Origin of the sequence: Geomonas propionica (assembly GCF_016458235.1) — a bacterium.
Classification (GTDB): domain Bacteria; phylum Desulfobacterota; class Desulfuromonadia; order Geobacterales; family Geobacteraceae; genus Geomonas; species Geomonas propionica.
Genome location: NZ_JAEMHK010000012.1, coordinates 51,014 through 72,957 on the forward strand (window position 1 = coordinate 51,014; position 21,944 = coordinate 72,957).

General features: G+C 63.2%; 21 protein-coding genes. 6 read left to right on the forward strand and 15 right to left on the reverse strand.

The features are described from left to right. The first annotated feature begins 24 nt into the window (after positions 1 to 24). The 3 genes from JFN90_RS15460 (at position 25) to JFN90_RS15470 (ending at position 2,767) form a co-directional block, all read left to right on the forward strand. The gene (locus tag JFN90_RS15460; protein WP_199396026.1) at positions 25 to 588 is read left to right on the forward strand and encodes a gamma carbonic anhydrase family protein; all 564 of its coding nucleotides are present in this window, start codon (positions 25 to 27) and stop codon (positions 586 to 588) included. Between the two features lie 293 nt (positions 589 to 881). Beyond that, positions 882 to 1,562 carry an endonuclease III domain-containing protein gene (locus tag JFN90_RS15465; protein ID WP_199396027.1) on the forward strand — a complete coding sequence of 227 codons (681 nt, stop codon included), beginning with the start codon at positions 882 to 884 and terminating at the stop codon, positions 1,560 to 1,562. Further along, positions 1,559 to 2,767 carry a TraB/GumN family protein gene (locus tag JFN90_RS15470; protein ID WP_199396028.1) on the forward strand — a complete coding sequence of 403 codons (1,209 nt, stop codon included), beginning with the start codon at positions 1,559 to 1,561 and terminating at the stop codon, positions 2,765 to 2,767. The genes JFN90_RS15465 and JFN90_RS15470 overlap by 4 nt, the downstream gene beginning before the upstream one ends. Here JFN90_RS15470 and JFN90_RS15475 read toward each other — a convergent pair. The 3 genes from JFN90_RS15475 to rsmB all read right to left on the reverse strand — a co-directional run bounded on the left by JFN90_RS15475 (position 2,764) and on the right by rsmB (position 5,416). Next, the gene (locus tag JFN90_RS15475; protein WP_199396029.1) at positions 2,764 to 3,303 is read right to left on the reverse strand and encodes an NUDIX hydrolase; all 540 of its coding nucleotides are present in this window, start codon (positions 3,301 to 3,303) and stop codon (positions 2,764 to 2,766) included. The genes JFN90_RS15470 and JFN90_RS15475 overlap by 4 nt on opposite strands. Positions 3,304 to 3,392: 89 nt before the next feature. Continuing rightward, positions 3,393 to 4,058 (reverse strand): ribulose-phosphate 3-epimerase, encoded by a 666-nt coding sequence (gene rpe, locus JFN90_RS15480; RefSeq protein ID WP_199396030.1) that lies wholly within the window; start codon positions 4,056 to 4,058, stop codon positions 3,393 to 3,395. Between the two features lie 8 nt (positions 4,059 to 4,066). Beyond that, complete coding sequence (gene rsmB / locus JFN90_RS15485; protein ID WP_199396031.1) at positions 4,067 to 5,416, reverse strand: 16S rRNA (cytosine(967)-C(5))-methyltransferase RsmB; 1,350 nt, start codon at positions 5,414 to 5,416, stop codon at positions 4,067 to 4,069. 152 nt (positions 5,417 to 5,568) lie between these two features. Between rsmB and JFN90_RS15490 the strand changes: the two genes are divergently transcribed. Continuing rightward, positions 5,569 to 6,129: a thioredoxin fold domain-containing protein gene (locus JFN90_RS15490; protein ID WP_199396032.1), complete on the forward strand. Its 561-nt coding sequence runs from the start codon at positions 5,569 to 5,571 to the stop codon at positions 6,127 to 6,129. Positions 6,130 to 6,245: 116 nt separating this feature from the next. Next, positions 6,246 to 7,676 carry a cardiolipin synthase gene (gene cls, locus JFN90_RS15495; protein WP_199396033.1) on the forward strand — a complete coding sequence of 477 codons (1,431 nt, stop codon included), beginning with the start codon at positions 6,246 to 6,248 and terminating at the stop codon, positions 7,674 to 7,676. Here cls and JFN90_RS15500 read toward each other — a convergent pair. The 5 genes from JFN90_RS15500 to JFN90_RS15520 all read right to left on the reverse strand — a co-directional run bounded on the left by JFN90_RS15500 (position 7,581) and on the right by JFN90_RS15520 (position 11,889). After that, positions 7,581 to 8,741: a GGDEF domain-containing protein gene (locus tag JFN90_RS15500; protein WP_199396034.1), complete on the reverse strand. Its 1,161-nt coding sequence runs from the start codon at positions 8,739 to 8,741 to the stop codon at positions 7,581 to 7,583. The genes cls and JFN90_RS15500 overlap by 96 nt on opposite strands. A gap of 101 nt (positions 8,742 to 8,842) precedes the next feature. Next, positions 8,843 to 9,667, reverse strand: a complete 825-nt coding sequence (locus tag JFN90_RS15505) for a metal ABC transporter permease (protein ID WP_199396035.1) — start codon at positions 9,665 to 9,667, stop codon at positions 8,843 to 8,845. A 115-nt stretch (positions 9,668 to 9,782) separates the two neighbouring features. Further along, a complete protein-coding gene (locus tag JFN90_RS15510; RefSeq protein WP_199396036.1) occupies positions 9,783 to 10,535 on the reverse strand; it encodes a metal ABC transporter ATP-binding protein in 753 nt (250 codons plus the stop codon). After that, positions 10,532 to 11,458 (reverse strand): metal ABC transporter substrate-binding protein, encoded by a 927-nt coding sequence (locus tag JFN90_RS15515; RefSeq protein ID WP_199396037.1) that lies wholly within the window; start codon positions 11,456 to 11,458, stop codon positions 10,532 to 10,534. The genes JFN90_RS15510 and JFN90_RS15515 overlap by 4 nt, the downstream gene beginning before the upstream one ends. Then, the gene (locus JFN90_RS15520) at positions 11,455 to 11,889 is read right to left on the reverse strand and encodes a Fur family transcriptional regulator (RefSeq protein ID WP_199396038.1); all 435 of its coding nucleotides are present in this window, start codon (positions 11,887 to 11,889) and stop codon (positions 11,455 to 11,457) included. Before JFN90_RS15520 ends, JFN90_RS15515 begins: the two co-directional genes overlap by 4 nt. 299 nt (positions 11,890 to 12,188) lie before the next feature. Here JFN90_RS15520 and JFN90_RS15525 point away from each other — a divergent pair, with 299 nt between their 5' ends. After that, on the forward strand, positions 12,189 to 12,923 hold the full coding sequence (locus tag JFN90_RS15525) for a PilZ-like domain-containing protein (RefSeq protein WP_199396039.1): 735 nt from the start codon (positions 12,189 to 12,191) through the stop codon (positions 12,921 to 12,923). A 298-nt stretch (positions 12,924 to 13,221) separates the two neighbouring features. Here the strand turns inward: JFN90_RS15525 and cobD are convergent, their stop codons facing one another. The 7 genes from cobD to cbiE all read right to left on the reverse strand — a co-directional run bounded on the left by cobD (position 13,222) and on the right by cbiE (position 21,909). Next, positions 13,222 to 14,301, reverse strand: a complete 1,080-nt coding sequence (gene cobD / locus JFN90_RS15530; protein WP_199396040.1) for a threonine-phosphate decarboxylase CobD — start codon at positions 14,299 to 14,301, stop codon at positions 13,222 to 13,224. Between the two features lie 128 nt (positions 14,302 to 14,429). Beyond that, positions 14,430 to 15,389: an adenosylcobinamide-phosphate synthase CbiB gene (gene cbiB / locus JFN90_RS15535; RefSeq protein WP_199396041.1), complete on the reverse strand. Its 960-nt coding sequence runs from the start codon at positions 15,387 to 15,389 to the stop codon at positions 14,430 to 14,432. Continuing rightward, complete coding sequence (locus JFN90_RS15540) at positions 15,386 to 17,716, reverse strand: cobyric acid synthase (protein ID WP_199396042.1); 2,331 nt, start codon at positions 17,714 to 17,716, stop codon at positions 15,386 to 15,388. The genes cbiB and JFN90_RS15540 overlap by 4 nt, the downstream gene beginning before the upstream one ends. Positions 17,717 to 17,759: 43 nt before the next feature. Beyond that, complete coding sequence (locus JFN90_RS15545) at positions 17,760 to 18,809, reverse strand: cobalt-precorrin 5A hydrolase (RefSeq protein WP_199396043.1); 1,050 nt, start codon at positions 18,807 to 18,809, stop codon at positions 17,760 to 17,762. A 203-nt stretch (positions 18,810 to 19,012) separates the two neighbouring features. Next, positions 19,013 to 19,798, reverse strand: coding sequence for a precorrin-4 C(11)-methyltransferase (gene cobM, locus JFN90_RS15550; protein WP_199396044.1), 786 nt, complete (start codon positions 19,796 to 19,798; stop codon positions 19,013 to 19,015). A 183-nt stretch (positions 19,799 to 19,981) separates the two neighbouring features. Then, positions 19,982 to 20,692, reverse strand: coding sequence for a precorrin-2 C(20)-methyltransferase (gene cobI / locus JFN90_RS15555; RefSeq protein WP_199396045.1), 711 nt, complete (start codon positions 20,690 to 20,692; stop codon positions 19,982 to 19,984). Further along, positions 20,692 to 21,909 (reverse strand): precorrin-6y C5,15-methyltransferase (decarboxylating) subunit CbiE, encoded by a 1,218-nt coding sequence (gene cbiE, locus JFN90_RS15560; RefSeq protein WP_199396046.1) that lies wholly within the window; start codon positions 21,907 to 21,909, stop codon positions 20,692 to 20,694. The genes cobI and cbiE overlap by 1 nt, the downstream gene beginning before the upstream one ends. Between the last annotated feature and the right edge of the window lie 35 nt (positions 21,910 to 21,944).

Consider the following 21,944-nt stretch of genomic DNA (forward strand, 5'->3'; position numbering starts at 1 on the left):
ACCTTTCTTTCGCAAGGAGCACGTATGATTCGATCCTTCAAAGGCATGCATCCCAAGATCGCACCGTCCGCCTTCGTTGCGGAGGGGGCGGTAATCATCGGCGACGTCAGCATCGGCAAGGAAGCGAGCATCTGGTACAACTGCGTGGTGCGCGGCGACGTCAACTCGATCAGCATCGGCGACCGGACCAACATCCAGGACCTCTCCATGCTTCACGTAACGCACAAGAAACACGCCGAAGACCCGGGCGCCCCGCTGGTCATCGGCAACGACGTCACTGTCGGCCACAGCGTCACCCTGCACGGCTGCACCATCGAGGACGGCGCCTTCATCGGAATGCAGGCGATGATCATGGACAAGGCCGTGGTCGGCAAGGGGGCCCTGGTCGGCGCCCGCGCCCTGGTCACCGAGGGAACCGTCATCCCCCCCGGCACCCTCTGGGTCGGCTCCCCCGCCAAGTACAAGCGGGACCTTACCGAGAACGAGATCGCCTGGCTGGGCCGTTCGGCCGGCAACTATGTCAGGTACTCCAGGGAATACCTGGAAGATGCCGCGACCGAGGCGCAGAAGCTGAACATCGCACCGTAGGCCGCGCCACACAAAGAAACCGACTTAGGGCCGGCTGTTTTCAGCCGGCCCTTTTTAGTGCCGCCAGAAGCTAAATCCCCCCTGTCCCCCCTTCGCAAAGTGGGGAACGCGAGTGCGTCTGCAAGGCTTCGTGGCTAGTAGCTCCTGGCTTTCAACTTTTGCAGCTCCCATTCTCCCCCCCCCTCCCCCCCGTCGCCCACAACAACCTCTGGACACCGAGGCCGCAATGCTGCTACCGTAGCCGAGTCGACCGCCGGGTCACGCCTGCGGCACTTCCCCAGCTGGAGAACCTATTGGCAGCAAACGACCCGCAAACCCGCCTGCTGGAAATTTTCGGCTCCCTGTACCGGCGCTATGGCGCCCTCAACTGGTGGCCCGCAGACACCCCGTTCGAGGTCTGCGTCGGGGCCATCCTGACCCAGAACACCAACTGGATCAACGTCGAGAAGGCGATAGTCAACCTGAAGCGGGAGGGACTCATCTCGGTGCAGGCGATCCACGAGACCCCGCAGGAGCGCCTCGCAGAACTGATCCGCCCTTCCGGGTTCTTCAACGTGAAGAGCGTGCGCCTGAAGGGATTTGTCGAGTGGCTCTTGCGCCGCCACGGCAGCCTGGACGCCATGTTCGCCGGCGGTTGGCAGGACCTGCGCGACGAGCTCGTCAAGGTCCCCGGCATCGGCCCGGAAACCTGCGACTCCATCCTCCTCTACGCGGGCGGGAAGCCCTCCTTCGTCGTCGATGCCTACACCCGGCGTCTCTTTTCCCGGCTCGGCCTGGTCAGCGAAAAGGACGACTACCACCGGGTGCGCTCCCTGTTCATGGAGCACCTGCCGCCCGAGGCCCCGCTGTTCAACGAGTACCACGCCCTGATCGTGGAGCAGTGCAAACGCCATTGCCGCAAGAAACCTTCCTGCGACGGCTGCCCGCTTGGTCGGGCCTGCTGTCTCGCCACTCCTAATCCCGGGACACCATGAAAAAACTCGCCAACGTCTTTTTGATCCTGTTCTTCGCCGACGGCTTCCTTTCCGTGCTGGACGAACTCTCCTCGCTGGTGGCCCCGGTGGCGCAGCTCACCTTGTTCAGGATTCAGGTGGCCAACGCGGTGCTGCTCCTCGCCATCCCGCTCTACCTCTGCCTGGGGATCGACCGGCGCCTCCCCAAGAAGCTCTTCATCCCGCTGATCGCCTTCCTGTTCGCCTGCCCCCTGGCGGCCTGGATCTTCCCGGTGCTGGGCGCTTCCCGGCTCTACGCGGTCTCCATGGCGGTGCTGCAGCTTGTCGTGCCACCGCTCTTGATCGCCCGCTACCGGGACAACCATGACCCGGGGCTGACGCTCCCCGCGTGGCGCTTTGAGGGGCCGTTCTTCGGAACCAGGAATACCTTCGTCTTCGCCGGAATCAATCTCGTGCTCCTACCGGTGCTGCTGGCGACGATGACCCTGTTTCTGGCCGACGCCTGGGCGCTCAACAACACGGCGGGCTTCATCAGGGTGACGCCGCGCGGGGTCTACCTCACCGAGCGCGTGTACCGCCGCGGCAACCAGACGCTGCGCCTTACGGGCATGGTGCATATAGGGGAGAAAGGGTATTACCAGGACGTGGCGCGGGTCCCGGCGAGCGGCCGGGCCGTGGTGCTGGCGGAGGGGGTGACGGACAAGAAACAGACGCTGCGGCACCACTTCGATTACCGCGGTGTAGCGAGCTTCCTCGGGCTCGCCTCGCAGGAGAAGCAGCTCTTTCCGGGGCGGGTGATCGACCAGAAGAGCTTGCAGGGGCCGCCGGAGCCGACCGCGAAGGAGCCGGACATCCTGGTGGCCGACACCGACTTGAGCACCTTCCGCCCCGAGACGCTGCGTTTCCTGGACCAGGTGGGCAAAGAGCTGCAGAAAACGCCATCGTTCATGGAGGCGGCGCTCAACCTGAACCGCTGGGCGGAGCAAAACGTTACCCCGCAGATGCAGGAGGTGATCATGGGCGACATCCTGACCCGCCGCAACGAGGTGCTGCTCGGCTATCTCGACAAGGCGCTCAAGAAGTACGACACGGTGGTGGTTCCGTGGGGGGCGCTGCACATGAAAGGAATAGAGGCGGGGGCGCTGCAACGGGGCTTCGTGCTGCAAAAGGAGCAGAGGCGACTGGCCATCAACCTGGAAAGGATCCTACTGGCGAAAGCCCGCTAGAACTGCTCCGATTCCTCGCCCGCCTGCTCCACGCCCCAGAACACGTCCAGGAAGTTCTTCAGGATGCGGGCGGTCAGCCCCCAGATCTCGTCGTCCCCGTAGAGATAGAAGTACATCGGGTAGTTCTTGATCCCCTTGTGGTCCCAGTACTCGACCCGGTACACGCCCGGCTCGGAGAAATGCGCCAGCGGCACCTCGATCAGCCGCTCGATCTCGGCGTCGTTGACGGTGAGGGTGTAGTTTTCCGGGAAGATGCCGACCACGGGGGTGACCAGGTAGTTGTGGATGGAGTGGCAGTCGTCCAGCTCGCCTAAGATCTCGACGTCGGCCGGGTCGATGCCGACTTCCTCCCAGGCTTCGCGGGTGGCGGTGTCGGCGCTGTCGCGGTCGCTTTCCTCGCAGCGCCCGCCGGGGAAGGAGATCTCGCCGCTGTGGTGGGTGAGGTGGGTGGTGCGCTTGGTGAAAAGGATGTGGTACTCCCCGTCCTTCAGGAACAGGGGAAGCAGGACGGCGGCGGGAACGGGCCCCGCCTCCATAGGGACACGGCGGCGCGCGGCGAGAGAGGTCTTGAGCCTCTCCCTAATCGCGGCCGGGGACCCCGGCCGTTCCTGCCCGTGCTCCGCTATCAGAGCACCGGCTCCTTGGCACGCTGCTTCAGTTCCGCGATGGTGGCCGCGTAGTCGGGCGAGTTGAAGACGGCGCTGCCGGCCACGAAGACGTCGGCGCCGGCGTGGGCGATGCGGGCGATGTTGTCGGTTTTGACACCGCCGTCCACCTCGAGCTCCGCCTCGACCCCCCTGCGGTCCATGGTGGCGCGCAGCGTCTGGATCTTGGGAATGCAGGCCTCGATAAAGGACTGGCCGCCGAAGCCCGGGTTCACCGTCATCAAAAGGATCAGGTCCAGCTCCTCCATAACGTAGTCGAGCACGTTGAGCGGGGTCGCGGGGTTCAGGGAGACGCCCGCCTTCTTGCCGAAGGACTTGATCAACTGGACGGTGCGGTGCAGGTGGTTGGTCGCCTCCGCGTGCACCACGATGATGTCGCTCCCCGCCTTGGCGAAATCCGGGATGTAACGGTCCGGGTCCACGATCATCAGGTGCACGTCGAGCGGCAGCGTGGTCACCCGGCGTGCGGCTTCCACGATGAGCGGGCCGATGGTGATGTTGGGGACGAACTGCCCGTCCATCACGTCGATGTGCACGTAGTCGGCGCCGGCGGTCTCGATAGCTTTGATCTCCTCGCCCAGACGGGAGAAGTCGGCGGAAAGTATGGAAGGTGCGATCTTTTTCATGGGTTCTCCTACTTGATTTTATTGAGACGGGCGGCGAAAAAGCCGTCCATGCCGTCGCGGTGCGGCCAGCTCCTGAAGAAGCCGCGCTCGGTGAAGAGCGGCGCGAACTCGGGGAAGAGCGTGCGCAGGTCCTCGGCGACGAATTCGGGGTGCTCGCGCAGGAAGGTGTCGACCACGTACTCGTTCTCCTGCACGCTGGTGGAACAGGTGGCGTAAACGAGGGTGCCCTGCTTGTCCAGGTACTTGCAGAGGTTCTCCAGGATGGAAACCTGGGTACGCGCCTGCGGCAGCAGGTCGTCCGGGGACTTGCTCCACTTCCCTTCCGGGTTGCGCCGGATCACCCCCAGCCCCGAGCAGGGGGCATCGACCAGGATGCGCTGGAAGGTGACGTCCTTGATAGCGGGGGACGGCGCGTTGGCGTCCATGGTGAAGGTGCGCACCGTGGTGATGCCCAGGCGATCGCAGGTCTCCTTGATCAGTCTCAATTTCTTGTGGTTCACGTCGCAGGCGTAGATCTCGCCGGTGTCCCCCATGAGCTGGGCGATCTGCGTGGTCTTGCCCCCGGGGGCGGCGCAGGCGTCCAGCACCCGATCACCCTTTTCCGGAGAAAGGAACAGGGGCGCCAGTTGCGAGGACTCGTCCTGCACGGTGAAGAGGCCGTCGCGGAATGAAGGGAGCCGCGAGATCAGCCCGGACTGGTTCAGCCTGACGCCGTCGGGAGACCAGCGGGTCGCGCTGCAGTTGATCCCCTCCTCGGTCAGACGCGCCATGAGCGCCTCCCGGGAGGTGCGCAGGGTGTTGACCCGGATGGTGAAGGGAGGCGGCTCCGACATGGCGGCGGCGAGTTCCTCGGCACCGTCCACGCCCAACTGGTCGCACCACTGCTTGGTCAGCCAAGCGGGGTGGGAGTAGCGCACCGCCAGGTAACCCACCGGGTTCTCGGCGCGGTCCGGGTAGCTGATGTTGTCGCGGTTGCGGTCGGCGTTCCTCAGGATGGCGTTGATGAAGCCGGATGCCCGTGGCGCGAGTTCCTTGGCGAGCTTCACCGTCTCGTTGACCGCGGCCGAAACCGGGACGCGATCCAGGAAGAAGCACTGGTACAGCCCCAGGCGCAACAAGAGCAGCACGTAGAGTTCGAGCTTGTCGGTTCTCTGCGTGGAGAACTGCCCGATAATGTGGTCCAGTGTCCCCTGCCGGCGCAGCACGCCGTACACCAGTTCAGTGAGAAGGCCGCGGTCGGCCCCCTTGATCATGTCCTTGGACAGTTCGTGGTCTATCAGGATGTCGGCGAAGGACTTCTCTTTTTCGATGCGAAGCAGGATCTCAAAGGCGGCGCGGCGCGGGTTTTTGCTGGACAAAATACTTCCTTTCAGGCGTGAGTGTCTGGGCTGAGCCGGATTCATTATATGCATTTCGCCCAAAACTGCAAGCGGTTAGGGGACTTGACACAGGAAATCAAAACGCTACCCTTTAGCGTGGGTTTAATGATAACCGGGAGGAGGGTTTAACCATGATACCTTGGGAAACGGACATGGGCAAAGCGCTGGCTCGGGCGAAGGCTGAACAGAAGACCGTCTTGCTCGAATTCTTCAGCCCGCAATGCATCGGCTGCAAGCAGATGGAGGAGGTCACCTTCGTCGATGACAACGTGGTCAACTTCATCGGGGACCGCGTGGTCCCGGTCCGGATCCCGGTTTCCTCGACCACCCAGACCGGAGATTTCCGCGTCTCCTGGACACCGACCCTGATCACCCTCGACCTCTACGGCCGCGAGCACCAACGCACCGTGGGTTATCTCCCTCCGGACGAGATGGTCGGTTCGGTACTTTTGGGCATCGGGAAAGCGTGCCTGGACAACGGCCAGTTCAACGAGGCGGTGAACCAGTTCACCACCCTGCTGAACGGCTGTCCGAAAAGCGCCGCCGCCCCCGAGGCGGTCTACCTGCGCGGCGTGGCCCGCTTCAGCTCGAGCCACGATCCCACGCCTCTGAAAGAAATCTACCAGCAGCTCTCCAAAGAGTATCCGGACAGCGACTGGACCAAGCGGGCCCAGCCGTTCACGCTGCTTTGATCCCCGCACCACCCGCAGTTGCCAATTTCCACCAAGGGGGCGGCAAATGCCGCCCTTTTTTTACATGATATGACGGCTTTGCGCCGGATGCTTTGCGGACGACAGGCTCACTCCCTATGGCACACGTGCTGGACCACATCTTCACCACACTCCTGCTGGTTTCCCTGGCCTCGCTCGCCATCCTCTCCGCCGGGCACGCGCTGATCAACAAGCGCGACCCCCGCTCGGCCCTGGGGTGGATCATCACCTGCCTCGCCATCCCGTTCTTCGGCTCCATCTTCTACTGGGGCATGGGCGTGAACCGCATCTACAGCCGCGCCAAGCGCTGGCACAGGGAAGCCGGCCCCGCCCTGGTCCTTCCGCAGCCGGCACCGGACCTTCCCCCCACAAAGCTCCCCGGCGAGCTTTCCTACCTGAGGGAGTTGCGTAACCTCTCCGAGCGCGTGGTGAGCACGAGGCTGTTGCCGGGCAACCACGTGGCCCCCCTGGAGAACGGCGAAGAGGCCTATCCCGCCATGCTTGCCGCCATCGATGCGGCCCAATCCTCGGTACACCTGTCCACCTACATCTTCGACGGGGACGACACCGGCAAGCGCTTCATCAGGACCCTGACGCGCGCGGCGAACCGGGGGGTGGAGGTACGGGTCATCGTGGACAGCCTGGGGGAGAAATACTCGGTGCCCACGGCGTGGGAGCTCTTGAAGGGGTCCAAGGTGGAGTTCATGCGCTTTCTCCCCCTGCGGCCGGGGGGATACTTGAACCTGCGCAACCACCGCAAGATCATGGTGGTGGACGGGATGACCGGCTTTACCGGCGGGATGAACATCGGCAGCAGGCACATGGTGACCGGCCCGCCTCCCGTGGTCAAGGACCTGCACTTCCAGGTGACCGGCCCGGTAGTGGCGGACCTGCAGCGCACCTTCCTGGAGGACTGGCACTTCGCCAAGGGAAAGCATTTGACCGACGCGCGCTACTTTCCGACACTCGCCGAGACGGGAACGGCCCTGGTGCGGGCGGTGAGCGACGGACCCGACAAGGATTTCAGGAAATTGAACTGGATCATCCTGGGAGCGCTTTCCTGCGCCAGGCGCGCGGTCACCATCGTGACCCCTTACTTCATCCCGGACCGGCCGCTGATCTCTGCCCTGATCACCGCCGCCCTGCGCGGCGTCGAGATCACCCTGGTGCTCCCGGAGGTCAACAACCTCCCCTACCTGCAGTGGGCCAGTAACTCCTACCTGTGGGAGCTGCTGCAGCAGGGGGTGCGCATCTACGCCCAGCCCGCCCCCTTCGTGCACAGTAAGTTCATGGTGATCGACCGCAGCTGGAGCCTGATCGGCAGCGCCAATCTCGATCCCCGCAGCCTCAGGCTCAACTTCGAGTTCAACCTGGAGGTCTACGACCTGAGCTTCGCCGCCCAGTTGGAGGACCACTGCCAGGCCACCCTGGCGCTATCGCGTGAGATCACCCTTGCGGAGATGGACGCCCGATCGCTGCCCGTCAAGCTGCGGGACGCGGCCGCCAAGCTTTTCTCCCCGTACCTGTAGCTTCTCCCGTTCTCCTTTTTGCTCCCCTTCCGATTCCGCCAACGTCACCCGGTTTTTACCCATCTCCTTGCTGCGGTACATGGCCTGGTCCGCCAGCTTCACCACGCTCTTCAGGTCGTCCCCGTCGCAGGGGAAGGAGGCGATGCCCGCCGACAGGGTGCAGTCGATCAGGTCTCCCTCGTAGCTGAACGGGCAGGAGCTCATGGCGCTGACGATCCGCTCCACCGCCGGGAGGATCTGCTCCTTGTCGTGGTCGGCGTACAGGATGATGAATTCGTCCCCGCCAAAGCGCGCCGCGATGTCGCTCTCCCGGATGCTGGAGCGGATCACCCGCGCGGTCCACTTGATCAGTTCCGTCCCCGCCAGGTGACCGTAGCGGTCGTTGATCTGCTTCAGATTGTCCGCATCCAGCATGCAGATGGCGAAGGGGGTCTGGTACCGTCGCGAAATCCTCTCCTGTTGCAGGGCGAGCGTTTCGAAGCTGCGCATGTTGTTGAGCTCGGTGAGATCGTCCGTGAGCGACAGCCGCTCCACCTCGGCGTGAGCGGCCTCGGTCTCGCCGGCCAAGATGGCGCCGACATGGGCGATGAAGATGAAGGGTAAAACGCGGATTAGGTAGCTGGGGAGCTCGTTCCAGAGCGGGGGATACTCGCCCGCGGCCAAAAGCGAATAGGAGGCGACGGCCAGCGCGGCCATGAGATAGGTGATGCGCCTCCCCAAAGTGAGCGAGGTCGCCATCAGCACCAGGTAGATGGCGGAGATGAAAGGGCTGTCGGTTCTGCCGGTGAACCAGCAGACGACCACCAGGTAGAGGAGGAGCAACACCAACTCCAGCGACGCCTTGAGCTGGCCGTTCGGGAGCAAGCGCCGCGTGAGGAGCAGGGACCCCGCCAGGGCGAGGGAAGCGAGTGCAACCCACACCGTCCACGAGGGCTGCATGTGGACCAGGTAGATGTCGAGCAGCACCAGCCCGACCAGGAGCGAGGCAATTACGCCCAGTGCCCGGTTATGACCGGCGCACTTTTCCCCTGCCTTTGCAGTCACCCATCCCTTTGCCTCTATCATTCCCGTCGCCTCGTCACGTTCTGGCGGAAACTCCGCCCAGTTGTCCTTATCGGCGATGCTCCCGGAAAGTTAACCAGGCAGGGAAAAAATTGCAGCGGGACTCAGTGGTGTCGCAGCAGGGTGCGCGCGGCGAAGGAGCAGAGAAAGACTCCGAAGTTGATCAGCACGATGGTGGCGCCGGTGGGGAGGTTCATGACGAAGGAGAGGGATATTCCGCAGATGACGGTGGCGACGCCGATGCCTGCCGCCGAAATGATGGCGGCCTTGAAGCCCTTGGCGATCTGGAGGGCCGAGACGGCCGGGAGGATGAGGAGCGCCGAGATCAGCATGATGCCCACCACCTTCATGGCGAGCACCACGGTCAGGGCGGTTAACAGCACCAGCACCGTGTTGATGCGGTCCGTGTTGAGCCCGGAGCTCTTGGCCAGTTCCTCGTCGAAGGTGCTGGCGAAGAGCTCATTGTAGAACATGATGACGCCGGCGATGACGATGAAGAAAAGCACCGCCGCGATGGCAAGCTCGCTGGAGCTGATGGACAGGATGTTGCCGAAGAGGTAGCTGAAAAGGTCGATGTTGAAGCCGCCCGCGACGCTGGCGAGCATAACGCCGGTGGCGATGCCGATAGCGGAGACCATGCCGATGGCGGCGTCGCCGTAGATCCTCGCCTTCTGGGCCAGCTTCAGGATGCCCAGCGCCGAGGCGAGCACCACCGGGATGATGGAGAGGGTCATGTACACCGAGTGCAGCCTGAAAAAGAGCGCGAGCGCGACGCTGCCGAAGGTGACGTGGGCCAGGCCGTCGCCGATCAGCGAAAGCCTGCGCAGCACGAGGAACACCCCGAGCACTGAGCAGAGGATGGCGATCAGCGACCCGCCGATAAGGGCCCTCTGCATGAAACCGTAGCTGAGCATCTCGTTCAAATTCATTTCAAAACCTCGAAAGGCGGGCGAATGTTTTTCGCCCCTACAGGAAACAGTCATTTATGCACGTAGGGGCGAATAATCATTCGCCCAACGCTGCCGGCTTCAGGACGACACGGCCCTAATGCCTATGGCAAACCAGGTGCTGGCCGTGCTCGCCGAAGAAGCCGGTCATCTCGTCGGAGGCGCAGAAGTCGTCAAAGCTGCCGTAGAAGACCACCTTTTTATCCAAGTACAACAGGTGCGAGGCGTACTTGCCGATGGTGGCCGTGTCGTGGGTGACCAGGAGCACGGTGCACTGCTTCTCCCGGTTCATCTCGAAGATAAGCTTGTAGAAACTCTCCCTGGTCTCCGGGTCGAGCGCGGTGGTCGGTTCGTCCATCACCAGCAGCGCCGGGTCGTTCACCAGGGCGCGCGCCAGGAGCACCCGCTGCCTAAGCCCCCCCGACAGCTCGCCGATCATCGCCCCCCTGATGTGCGAGATCCCCATCCATTCCATGGTGCGGTCCACGGCCCAGGCGTCGTCGCGGTTGAAGCGGCGCGGGAACTTCTTCGCGGAGAGCCGCCCCAGGCGGATCACCTCGTCCACCGTGGCCGGGAAGTGCGGGTTGAAGAACTGCAGCCCCTGCGGCAGGTAGCCGATCTTGTGCCAGTCGCGGAAGGATGCCTGCGGGGTCCCCAAAAGGGACACCTCCCCCGAAGTCGGCGCCAAAAGCTGCAGGATGATCTTGATCAAGGTGCTCTTGCCCGACCCGTTGGGGCCGCAGATGCCGACGTAGTCGCCGGCGTTCACGTTGAAGCTGATGTCCTGCAGCACCTCGGTGCCGTGGTATCCGGCGCAGAGGTTGCGGACGCTGAGGGCCTTATCTTTCATTGCAGTCCCGTCTTCAGGTTGCGGAGATTGTCTTCCATGAGGGAGATGAAACTGACGCCGCGTTCCAGGTCGTCCTTGGTGACGTTGTGCCCGGCGCGCAGCATGAGCACCTTGGCGCCGGTCTCGCGGGCGATGGTTTCGGCGATCCGGGGGCTCAGGAGTTCCTCGGTATAGACGTAGTTCAGGTGCTCGCGGCGCATCACCTGCACCAGTTCGGCCAGCTTCGCCGGGGTCGGTTCGGCATCGGCGTTCACCGCCGAGGCGGAGATATATTTCAGGCCGTAGCGCCTGGCGAGGTACCCGAAGGCGTAATGCCCGCCGTGCAGCAGCACCTTCTTCGGGCACTGGGCCAGGGTATCCTTGAAACGCTGATCCAAGGCGCCCAGTTGTCCGTCGAGCTTCGCCGCGTTCTGCTCGTAGACAGCCTTGTTGGCGGGATCACGGGCGACGTAGGCGGCCAGGATATTTTTGACGATGGCGCGGGCGTTGTCGAAGTCGAGCCAGATGTGGGGGTCCACCCCCTTCCCTTCGTGGGCGTCATGCTCACCTCGATGCTGGTCCGACACCGGCCCCTGCATCAGGGCGATTCCCTTCCCTCCCTCGACCACCTGGACCTTGCCGCGGTCGAGGCCGGCGATGATGTTGGCGGCCCAAGGTTCCATGACCGCGTTGGTATAGACGAAGAGGTCGGCACGGTTGACCCGGACCACGTCCTCCGGGCGCGGCTCGAAGGAGTGCGGCTCGACGCCCGGCGGGAGCAGCAGGGTGACCTTGGCCCGGTCCCCGCCGATGATCCTCGCGAAGTCGTAGAGCGGGAACAGGGTTGTCACCACCTGGAGCTTACCGTCAGTTTGCTGCTTTTCTTTGCTGCACCCCGGCGCCACCAGGAGCAGCGCCAGCAGTAAGGCCATGAGCCATTTCATCGTTTTTCCCCGTTGTCGGCACAACCGCCGCACAGTCCATTCAACTGCAGGATGTGCGAGAGCACCTTCCCGCCGTTGCGCTTGGACACCTCCTGCTCCAACGCTTCGATGCCGCAAGCCGGGATATCCTCGACCTTGCGGCAGGAGAGACAGACGAAGTGGTGATGGTGCTCGCGGTTGCTGCAGAAATAATAGTAAAGCTGGCGATTAGGATGGATCACCTTGGAAAGGACGCCGCTTGCGGAGAGTTCCTCCAGGTTGCGGTACACCGTGGGCAGGCCCAGCCGGTCGAACCGGTCCTTCAATCTCTTCCACAGCTCCTCGGGACTCGCGTACCCCGGCTCCGCCTCGAGCATCTCGAGGATCGCCAGCCTTTTCGGCGTCGCCTTCATGCCGGCAGCCTTCAAGGCCGTTGCGTGACGCTGGTCCATACCTGCCTCTAAATAGAAATGATTTCGTTTTAGAATAGCCAGCATGGCCTTCTTGTCAAGAAAAATATTGTAATTAAAAGATGCTTTGCGTTAAGATTCCAGCGCTTCTGGTGATATGGCCGATATTTTCACTCTTTGACGGTGACGCCGGCGGCATAATTAGAAGCACTGAACACCGTTACCTCGCTAGATCAATTAGTTGTATGCCTAACCGTTGCGCGGGGCGCCCTTGGCGTTTGTATTGCATCCTCTAAACAGCTGTAGCTATGCAGTTATTTTATTTAGGTGGGCGGCGTCACATGCAAAACGGAACCTACAACTATAAGGACTACTTCCAACTCGGCCAGAAAGCGCGGGTCGAAGTGGCGTTATCGGGGGACACGGTTTTCAATGACGGCGCAGTGGTCACCGCGATAAACGATGCCGAGGTCCGCCTGCGGCTCTCCCGCGAGAAACTCCCCGACGGGGTGTTGCTGCGCCGGGAAGCGCCGCTGGTGGTCCGGGTCGGCGTAGGCGGCAACAGCTATCGCTGCAAAGGGGTGGTGCTGGATGACCATGGCGAGGAAGACCTGCGGGTGGGCTTCATCGATCGGGTAACCCCCGAGGACCAGAGGGAGTACTTCCGTCTTGGCACCGACATCCCGGTGATCCTGTTCAATGTGACCGCAGGCACCGCCGAGGAAAGCGGCACTGCCGGGCTACGGGTGGCGACACAGAGCAGCCTGCCCAGGATCGTCAACATCAGCGGCGGCGGGTTGCGCACCGAGACCGAGATGGAGATGACGCGGGACGACATCGTCTATGCCACCTTCCACCTTCCGCTGCCCGAACCGAAAGTGGTGCCGGTGGTCGCCCAGGTAATGCACTGCGAGAAGATCACCAGCGGCGACCGGATGGTCCACAGCGCTGGGCTGCGCTTCATGCACATCAACGAGAGGGATCGCGACGCCATCGTCCGTTTCGTCTGCAACGAGGAGATCAAGCGTATCAGGCTATGCCGCAAGGATTTCTACTCGCTCACCAACGCTTCGTAACGGAGGCCGGCAAGCCGCCGATAAAATTTATGTAATGCCGCAACTGACAAGGCCAACCGTACCCCCGGTTGGCCTCTTTTTTTATCGTAAGCCCTCACCCTAGCCCTCTCCCGGAAGGAGAGGGGATGGTAAACCTCTGTTGCGAGAAATATGCGCAGCTAGCTCAGTAAGCAGCTAGGTCAATAAATATAGAGCACCCGCACTGCCTGTGCCTCGAAGCGCTGCGGGCGCCCCCACGTCCTCCCCTTTGCGAAGGGGAGACAGAGGGGATTTGCCTTTTCACAAACCGCCCCGCCCCTTACCCCATCTCCGCCGCCAGGCATCTCACCAGCAGTTCATTTTCCTCCGCGAGCCGCACAGCGACCCTGAAGAACCCTGTGTCCAACCCCTGAAAATTGCCGCAGTCCCTGATCAATATCCCTTTGGCGAGCAGCGCCTCGCGCAACTGCCTCGCGCTCACCCCCTGGCGCAGTATCCGGACTAGCAGGTAATTCGCCCGCCCCGGGAATACCTGCAGCCCGGGGATTTGGGAGAGCGCATGGGCGAGTCGCGCACGCTCCTGGTCGATATAGCTCCTGGTGCGGCGGCAGTAATCCTCATCCGCCAGCGAAGCGACGCCGGCCACCTGGGCCGCGGTGTTCACGTTCCAGGGATCCTGCTGCGCGACGATCTGGGCAACCGTTTCCGCAGCAGCTATGGCGTACCCCAGACGCAACCCGGGGATGCCGAAAAACTTGGTCATGGAGCGGAGCAGGACCGCGCGGGGATTGGCGCGAATCAGATGCTTCGCCGACTCCTCCTCGCAGAAGTCGATGAAGGCCTCGTCGAGCACCAGGAAGGTACCGCTCTCCCGGCAGACATCGATGACGCTGGCAACTGCCGACAGCGGCAGCAGGTTGCCGGCCGGATTACCGGGATTGCACAGAAAGAGTATGTCGTAGCCGGTGACAAGCTTTTGCGCCAGCGCAGCGGCATCGAGGGCGAAGTCGTCGGTGGGCGAAAGGGTGAAGTAGTCGATCTGCCACCCCGCCCGCTCCAGGGCCAGGGCGTACTCCGCGAAGGCAGGCGCGACCACCAGCGCCTTCCGCCCCGGGAAGGTGCGCGGCAGCAGGTGGATCAGCTCCGTCGAGCCATTGGCTACGGCGATCTCGGCGGTCTCGACGCCATGAAACGTGGCCAAAGCCTGCTTCAGCTCGGCCGCCCCCTTGTCAGGGTAATGGAGCAGGCGGTCCACGCTTGCCGTCAGCGCCTCACGTACCCCCGGCGCCATCCCCAGCGGGTTGATGCTGGCGGAAAAGTCGATGATCCGCTCCGGCGCCAGCCCGAGGTTCCTGGCCACGGCAAAGACGTTGCCGCCATGTTCATGTGGAAGTGCCATAGGATTACCTTTTCAGCCTCAGTCGTCCACCTGTAGGGCAAATAATTATTTGCCCCGCCGCCGTGCCCCAATTGCTGCACCGGTAAGAGTGGACATTGTCGAAAATCAGGGCGAATAATTATTTGCCCCTACAGTTTAAACAGCGCGACCAGTGCGATCCAACCTGCCACCAGCAGCGCTTCGCTGCCGTACATCAACCGCACGACGCTCGCGTACGTCGCTTGTGAAAGCGGCAGCAGCGAGTCGCCGATGGTCGGTTTCTCCACGATCTTGCCGAAGTAGCGGTTCGCCCCGCCCAGCCTGACGCCGAGCGCTCCGGCTGCCGCCGCCTCGGGAAAGCCGCTGTTGGGAGAAGAATGGTTCCTGCCGTCCCTGCGCAGGATCCGCCAGGCGCCGCCACCGCTCAAACCGCACAGCGGGGCCGCGAGCACCATGAGGACCCCGGTCAGCCGCGCCGGAAGGTAGTTGGCGACATCGTCAAAGCGGGCGGAGGCCCAGCCAAAATCGAGGTAACGCTCATTCTTGTACCCCACCATCGAATCAAGCGTATTGACCGCCTTGTAGGCGATGGCAAGCGCCGGGCCACCGAGCACCAGGTAGAAAAGCGGCGCGATCACACCGTCTCCGGTATTCTCCGCCACCGTCTCCACCGCTCCCCGGATGATCTCCGGCTCGTCCAACTCCGCAGTCTCGCGCCCCACGATGTACGACAACGCCACCCTGGCCGCGGGAAGATCGCCGTCTTGCAGCGCCCGCACCACCTTGGCAGACTCCAGATGCAGCGAGCGCGCCGCCAGCGAAACCCAGGCGAGGTAGAGGGCGACGGCAAAGCCTGCTGCCGGGGCAAGCAGCGAGGCCGCATAGATGAGGGACGCGGCCAGCGCGTAACTGACGCCGACGGTGATTACCAGCAGCATAACGCCCGCGACACGCGCATTGGGGATCAGGCGGCGCAGGGGGCTTTCCAGCGACGAGATCAACTCGCCAATACCGACGACCGGGTGGGGCAAGGCGCGCGGATCGCCGAGGACCAGGTCCAGCAGCACGGCGCCGAGCACTACCGCGACAGGTGACGCAGCGAACGTCATCGACCGTCCGAGATGCCGCAGATCTGGAAAATCCGCTCCAGGTCAAGGTGCTTTTCCATGTGTGCCGCGAGTGCATCGAACGCGTCGGGGGCCAGCGCCACTTCCGTCCGCTCCGGTATCCCCTTCTGCCGCCTGATCCGGTTCAGGAAGGCGGTCCGGAAGCCGTGGTTGTCGAAGATGCCGTGCAGGTAGGTGCCGAAGACCCTGCCATCGGCGGAAACGGCGCCCTCCTCCAGGTCGGCCACGATCCCGGAGCGGCTGCTGATCCGCGCGAAGGGGCTTGCGCCGCTGCCGAGGACACTTTCGCCCATGTGGATCTCGTAGCCGGTAAGAGCCGGTCTGCATCCGGGGGCCACGCCCTGCGCCGCCGGCAGCAACTCCCCCTCGGCCTGGTGAGTCTGCTTCTCCTGGAGCATGGTGGTCACCACATCCAAGAGCCCCAGCCCCTGCGTGCTCTCCAGGGCGGATTCTACCCGGTCCGGATCGTTCACGGTGGTGCCGAGCATCTGGTAGCCGCCGCAGATGCCGACCACCGGCCCCTGGTAACGGCAAAGGGCGTCGGCGATTCCTTGTTCCCTGATGGCGACGAGGTCGGCGATGGTCGACTTGGTCCCCGGGATGATCACCAGGTCCATGGTCTCCACCAGCAACGGGGAGTGGATGTAGTACAGGTCCACATCCGGCTCCGCCTCGAGCACGGAGAAATCGGTGTAGTTGGAGATGCGCGGCAGGCGGACCACGCCGACGCGCAGTTTCTCAGCCGACGGCAGCTCTTTGGGAGCCGCCGGTTTCTTTTGCAGGGCGACGCTGTCCTCTTCCGGGAGTGCCAGCCCCTTGAACCAGGGGAGCACCCCCAGCACCGGGACGCCGGTCCTTTTCTCCACGTACTCGATCCCGGAGGTGAGCAGCGATGCATCGCCCCGGAACTTGTTGATGATGACCCCTTTCACCAACGCCTTCTCTTCCGGCGTAAGCAGCTCCAGGGTCCCCACTATCTGTGCGAAGACGCCGCCGCGGTCGATGTCCGCGACCAGGATCACCGGAGCGCCCGCCATGTCCGCCACCTTGAGGTTGGCGATATCGTGCTCGCGCAGGTTGATCTCCGCAATGCTCCCGGCCCCCTCCATGACGATGAAGGAGTAGCGCTCGCGCAGCCGCTGGAAACTCTCCCGCACCTTGAGGAAAGCCTCCGGCTTGTAGGCGTTGTACTCCTTTACGCCCATGTTGCGCACCACCTTGCCCTGCACGATCACCTGGCTGCCGGTATCGGAGTTCGGCTTCAACAGGATCGGGTTCATGTCGGTATGGGGCTGGATGCCGCAGGCGTCGGCCTGGACGCCCTGGGCGCGGCCGATCTCGCCCCCCTCGGGGGTGACCGCCGAGTTGAGCGCCATGTTCTGGGACTTGAAGGGAGCGACCGAGATGCCGTGACGTTTGAGGATGCGGCAGAAGCCGGCCGTCAGCACCGACTTGCCCACGTCGGACCCGGTGCCGCAGAACATTACGGCGTGCGGATCGGCAGGGGTATCGGTAAGATCGGCGTTTCGCTTCCTGCGGTTGGGGTTTTGGCTGTCGCCGCGGGTGGCGTAACCGCGCGGGGTCACGATCCTGCCGTCCTTGCAGAGGCGGGTCGAGGCGTTGCCGATGATGACGATGGAAAACATGTCGATGGGGTGGTTCAGCATCTCACCGAGCGTGGTGATGATGCGCTCCTCGCCGTCGCGGCAGGCGTTGCGGACGATGCCGACCGGGACCTGCGGGCCACGCGCCGCGATCAGCATGGCGGCCGCCTCCTCGATCTGGGTGGTGCGCCCCTTGCTGCGCGGGTTATACAGTGCCACCACGAAGTCCGCCTCGGCGGCAGCCCTGAGCCGCTGGCGGATCTTGTCGAGCGGGGTCAGCAAATCGGAGAGGGAGATAACAGCGAAGTCGTGCATGAGCGGCGCGCCGAGCACCGAAGCCGCGGCCTGCACCGCCGAGACGCCGGGAACCACCACGACTTCGACGCCCTCCGGCGCATCCGGCGCATCCGGCTCGTCAGCGAGTTCCAGCGCCAGGCCCGCCATGCCGTAGATCCCCGCGTCGCCGCTGGAAACCAGCGCCACGGTCTTGCCCGAGGCGGCGATGGTGAGGGCTTGCGAGCAGCGCTCCACCTCGCGCATCATACCGGACGAATAAAGGATCTTGCCGGCAAGAAGCGGCTGAATGAAGTCAAGGTAGGCCTGGTACCCGACGATGACATCAGCGTCCTCGATCGCCTGGCGCGCCTCGAAGGTCATGTGATTCAGGCCGCCGGGGCCGATGCCTACTACGTAAAGCTTGGACATTAAACTGGAACCTCTGATCAATTCGAATTGTAGGGGCGAATAATCATTCGCCCGCCTGCGCAACAGCAAGGGTGACGTTGCCGTCCTTAACCTTGTGCAGCAGCAGCTTGCCACCCGCCGCGGCCAGCACGGCGGCCGGTTCAGCAACCCCGCGCGCGCCAATGGCGGCAAAGGCATGCTCGGACGGCGGTGAGGGAACCGCCACACCATTCAGTTCCTCGCTGCTGAAGAAAACCAGCGGGATACCCTTGTTCCTGGCATAGCTCAGCAGCCCTTCTTCATCAGCCTTCGCCTCTGCGCTCGCCAAGCACTTGATGCTCCGCTCGGACAGGGAGAGTTGCGCCAGGTGCCGTGCGACCACCGACTCGACCTCATCGGCCTTAGTGCCCCGGTTGCAGCCGATGCCGAGGCAAAGATCGACCGGACGCAACACCAGGGTCCGTTCCAGTTCAACCGCTGGCGAGAGCAGCCCATTCGTCACCAGGACCACACCGCTAGCGCCACTTTGAGCCGCCTGCTCCACGCCATCCACCAACAGAAGGTTCCCCTTCCCTGCGCACGCCTCTGCCACCTTTCCGGTCGGGTCGACAACGGCGATCTGTCTTCCCTCCAGGAGCAGCGCGTTGAGCACCTTGACCCGGGACAGGTCCTCGATGTGCCAGCTGTTTTCCTGTGCCACCATGTCGAAGGAAGGGAGCTCGTTGACGTCGGTGGCGGTGGTGATCACCGCGGTAGCGCCGGCAAGGTCGGCGCACTGCGTGGCAAGGGCGTTGGCGCCCCCGAGATGGCCGGAGAGAAGGGAGATGGCGAAGCGCCCGGCATCGTCCATGACCACCACGGCCGGGTCCTGATCTTTTCCCTGCAACAGTGGTGCGATGGAGCGGACCACGATGCCGGTGGCCATGATGCAGACGAATCCGTCGCACTCCGGCCAAAGCCGCGCCATCAGCGCCGGTACCCGTTCCGAGAAAGGCACTGCGACGCCGGTCGCGTGCTTCTCAAGGACGAAGAGCGTGCTCTGCGGCAGGCCGTCTTTGAGCGTCACGCCCAGCTTGGCGCCGTTGGCGGTTATGGCGATGATGGCGACACGCATAAAGTTCTTGTTGTCCCCGTGGTGGGGACATCGTTTCCTGTAGGGGCGAATAATTATTCGCCCAGCCGCGGTCGGCGGCACCGATGCCGCTGCGCGAAGCCTCATTTCCGATGGGACCCGTGCAGGGCGAATGATTATTCGCCCCTACAGATGCGTCCGAGGGTGTGAACGTAGAACCTAGAACATAGAACGTAGAACGGTTTCTACGTCACGATCCCTTCCCGACACCCGTGGCTGAACCCCTTGTCGTAGAGCAGGGACTTCGCCTTCATCCCCTCGCTGCGCGCCCGCAGCACGTCACCGACCACGATGAGCGCCTGCTTGGCGATGCCCGCGTCCCGCACCTTGGCGGCGATGTCCGCCAGCGTACCGGTCAGCACCTGCTCGTCGGCCCAGGAAGCCTTGGCCACCACGGCGACCGGCGTGTCCTCCTGGTAAGCTCCGGAGAGGAGTTCATCCACAACCTTGTCGATCATGGAGATGGAAAGGTAGATCACCAGCGTGGCGCCGATCTGCGCGATGTTGCCCAACTGTTCCCGCTCGGGCACGGGGGTTCGCCCGGCCAGGCGCGTGATCACCACGGTCTGCGACACCTCGGGGAGGGTCAACTCCTGCTTCAACGCTGCCGCCGCGGCGAAAGCGCTGGTTACGCCCGGAACGACCTCGTAGCCGATGCCGAGCCGGTCCAGCTCCACCATCTGCTCCTGGATGGCGCCGTAGATGGAGGGATCGCCGGTGTGCAGGCGCACCACCTGCTCCCCCGCCAGTATCGCCTCTGCCAGGACCGTGGTGGTCTGCTCCAGGTCCATCCCTGCGGAATCATAGACCCGCGCATCCGGCGCATAGGTGAGCACGAGTTCGCGATCGACGAGGCTGCCGGCATAAACGACGACATCTGCCTCACCCAGGAGGCGCGCCCCCTTCACGGTGATCAGCTCAACGTCGCCGGGCCCGGCGCCGACAAAATGGACTACGTTCTCATGGGACATGAATCAACCTTTCACAGGGGGGATAACCCTTTACTACTCAAAGCATTAACGCAAAGACGCCAAGCCGCGGAGACGCAAAGAAAAACGGAAACGGGGGAAAAGCAGACAAACCCTCACGCTTTGACCTTTGCGCTCTGCGCCTTCGCGTCTTTGCGTTGAAGGTTTATATCCTTTAGCTCACGATTACAGCGGGTTCTTCCTCACGATCAGCATGGAGAGGTAATCGAGCTTTTGGCCCACCAGGGACTCCAGGTCGTGGTGCACCTCTTCCTCCGCCGAACCGACCCGGCGCACGAAGACACCGCTCTTTTCCCGCCCCAGCTCCTTGAGCGCGGCATAGACGGAATCAAAGACGCGGTTCACCTTCATGAGGACCACGGTGTCGAAATCTTCCAGGGTGCGCTTCAGCTCGTCCTTTTCGTAGGTGGCAGGGAGAATGGCGATACGCTCCGCCCCGAGGCCAAGGGGAAGGCCGGAGATGGCGGAAGAGGCGAGGATACTGGAAATGCCCGGCACCACTTCTATCTTTATCTCGGGGTACTTGGCGAGGAAGATCCTGTGGATGTAGAGGTAGGTGGAATAGAGAAACGGGTCGCCGATGGTGACGAAGGCGACGTCCTTGCCGGCGGCAATACGCTGCGCCACCTGGTCCGCGGCCTCCTCCCAGAACGGGTCCAGCCCCTGCTGGTCTTTCACCATCGGGAACAACTGGATCAGCACTTCCTGGCGGCTACGGTCGATGAACTCCTCGACGATGGAGAGGGCGTAGCTCCCCCCTTCGGCCGCACCGGTAGGGGCACAGATGACATCCACGCTCCGTAAAATCCGCTCCGCCTTCCTGGTCAACAGTTCCGGATCGCCCGGCCCGACACCTACCGCGTAGACAACCGCCACTACTCCTCCCCTTTCCAGGCGGCGATCACGTACACCGGATTGTGAGCAGCGAACATCTTGTAGTCGGTGAGGTTGCGGGTCTTGGAGATGTTGACACAGGTGACCTCGACGGTGTAGCCGTGGTCTTCCAGGAATTCCACCGACTTGGTCAGGGTGTCCAGGGTCACCGCGTTGAGCACGATGAAGCCTTCGGGCTTCAGGCGCTTGTCCACCGCCTCGATGATCTCCTCCAGCATGCCGCCGGAGCCGCCGATGAAGACGCGGTCGGGATCGGGCAGGTCCTCCAGCCCTTCGGGCGCGAAGGCCTCGGCCACGGTGACGTTGCGGGCCACGAACTTCCTCAGGTTCTCCTTGAGGTAGGTCAGGTACTGCGGGTTCTTCTCCAGGGCGAAGATGCGGCCGTTGGGCATCAGGTTCCCCGCCTCGATGGAGACGGAGCCGCTGCCGGCGCCGATGTCCCACATCACCAGGTCGTCCTGCAGTTGCAGTTTGCCCAGGGTGATGGCGCGCACCTCTTCCTTGGTGATCAGCTTCTTGGCGGTGGCGAACTCATCGTCGCGGATGCCGATCACCGGGTAGTTCTCGAGGTTCGGCTCCCAGGTCTTGATCAGGATCAGGATGTTGAGCGGCGAGCACTTGAAGTCGGCCAGGCCGCGGATGTCGGTCTTGGTGAATTTCTCAGTGGCAAGCCCCAGGTCCTCGCAGACCCATGCCTCGTACCCCTCGGCACCGCGGTGGATCAACTCCCGGGCCAGGACCGCGGGGGTATTAACGCTGTCGGTGAGGATGGCGATCTTCTCGGAGGCCACGATGCGGTCCAGGGCCGGCTTGATCCCCCTGCCGTGCACGGACACGAAGGTGGCGTCGTCCCAAGGCTCCTTGATCCGCGCGAAGGCGTACTGCACGCTGGTCACGTTGGGGTAGATCTCGATGCGCTCTTTGGGGAGGTTCCTGAGCAGGAAGCGCGCGACACCGAAGAAGTTGGGGTCACCGGAGCCGAGCACCACGGTCTTCTTCTCCGTGTTCTTCAGGTGCTCCAGCATTATGGAGAGGTCTTCAAGGAGACGTTTCTCCCCCTTGAAGTCGGGGAAGATGTCCAGCAGACGCTTGTGGCCGATCAGGACCTCGGCGTTGTCGATCACCTCGAGTGCCTGTTTGCCGAAGCCTTCCCACCCCTCGATGCCCGCGCCGACGAGGAAAATCTTTTGTTCCGCCATGCCCCCCTCCTTTCCATCACAGTGTCAAAAAACTC

What these genes read in the sequence shown, in the direction of transcription:
- cobD (WP_199396040.1), bottom strand. Translation starts at nt 14,301, where the DNA reads ATGGCACTTCCACATGAACATGGCGGCAACGTCTTTGCCGTGGCCAGG.
- JFN90_RS15475 (WP_199396029.1), bottom strand. Translation starts at nt 3,303, where the DNA reads ATGGAGGCGGGGCCCGTTCCCGCCGCCGTCCTGCTTCCCCTGTTCCTG.
- JFN90_RS15505 (WP_199396035.1), bottom strand. Translation starts at nt 9,667, where the DNA reads ATGAATTTGAACGAGATGCTCAGCTACGGTTTCATGCAGAGGGCCCTT.
- rpe (WP_199396030.1), bottom strand. Translation starts at nt 4,058, where the DNA reads ATGAAAAAGATCGCACCTTCCATACTTTCCGCCGACTTCTCCCGTCTG.
- cobM (WP_199396044.1), bottom strand. Translation starts at nt 19,798, where the DNA reads ATGTCCCATGAGAACGTAGTCCATTTTGTCGGCGCCGGGCCCGGCGAC.
- JFN90_RS15470 (WP_199396028.1), top strand. Translation starts at nt 1,559, where the DNA reads ATGAAAAAACTCGCCAACGTCTTTTTGATCCTGTTCTTCGCCGACGGC.
- JFN90_RS15520 (WP_199396038.1), bottom strand. Translation starts at nt 11,889, where the DNA reads ATGGACCAGCGTCACGCAACGGCCTTGAAGGCTGCCGGCATGAAGGCG.
- JFN90_RS15510 (WP_199396036.1), bottom strand. Translation starts at nt 10,535, where the DNA reads ATGAAAGATAAGGCCCTCAGCGTCCGCAACCTCTGCGCCGGATACCAC.
- cls (WP_199396033.1), top strand. Translation starts at nt 6,246, where the DNA reads ATGGCACACGTGCTGGACCACATCTTCACCACACTCCTGCTGGTTTCC.
- cbiB (WP_199396041.1), bottom strand. Translation starts at nt 15,389, where the DNA reads ATGACGTTCGCTGCGTCACCTGTCGCGGTAGTGCTCGGCGCCGTGCTG.
- JFN90_RS15515 (WP_199396037.1), bottom strand. Translation starts at nt 11,458, where the DNA reads ATGAAATGGCTCATGGCCTTACTGCTGGCGCTGCTCCTGGTGGCGCCG.
- JFN90_RS15525 (WP_199396039.1), top strand. Translation starts at nt 12,189, where the DNA reads ATGCAAAACGGAACCTACAACTATAAGGACTACTTCCAACTCGGCCAG.
- cbiE (WP_199396046.1), bottom strand. Translation starts at nt 21,909, where the DNA reads ATGGCGGAACAAAAGATTTTCCTCGTCGGCGCGGGCATCGAGGGGTGG.
- JFN90_RS15540 (WP_199396042.1), bottom strand. Translation starts at nt 17,716, where the DNA reads ATGTCCAAGCTTTACGTAGTAGGCATCGGCCCCGGCGGCCTGAATCAC.
- JFN90_RS15460 (WP_199396026.1), top strand. Translation starts at nt 25, where the DNA reads ATGATTCGATCCTTCAAAGGCATGCATCCCAAGATCGCACCGTCCGCC.
- JFN90_RS15500 (WP_199396034.1), bottom strand. Translation starts at nt 8,741, where the DNA reads ATGATAGAGGCAAAGGGATGGGTGACTGCAAAGGCAGGGGAAAAGTGC.
- JFN90_RS15490 (WP_199396032.1), top strand. Translation starts at nt 5,569, where the DNA reads ATGATACCTTGGGAAACGGACATGGGCAAAGCGCTGGCTCGGGCGAAG.
- JFN90_RS15545 (WP_199396043.1), bottom strand. Translation starts at nt 18,809, where the DNA reads ATGCGTGTCGCCATCATCGCCATAACCGCCAACGGCGCCAAGCTGGGC.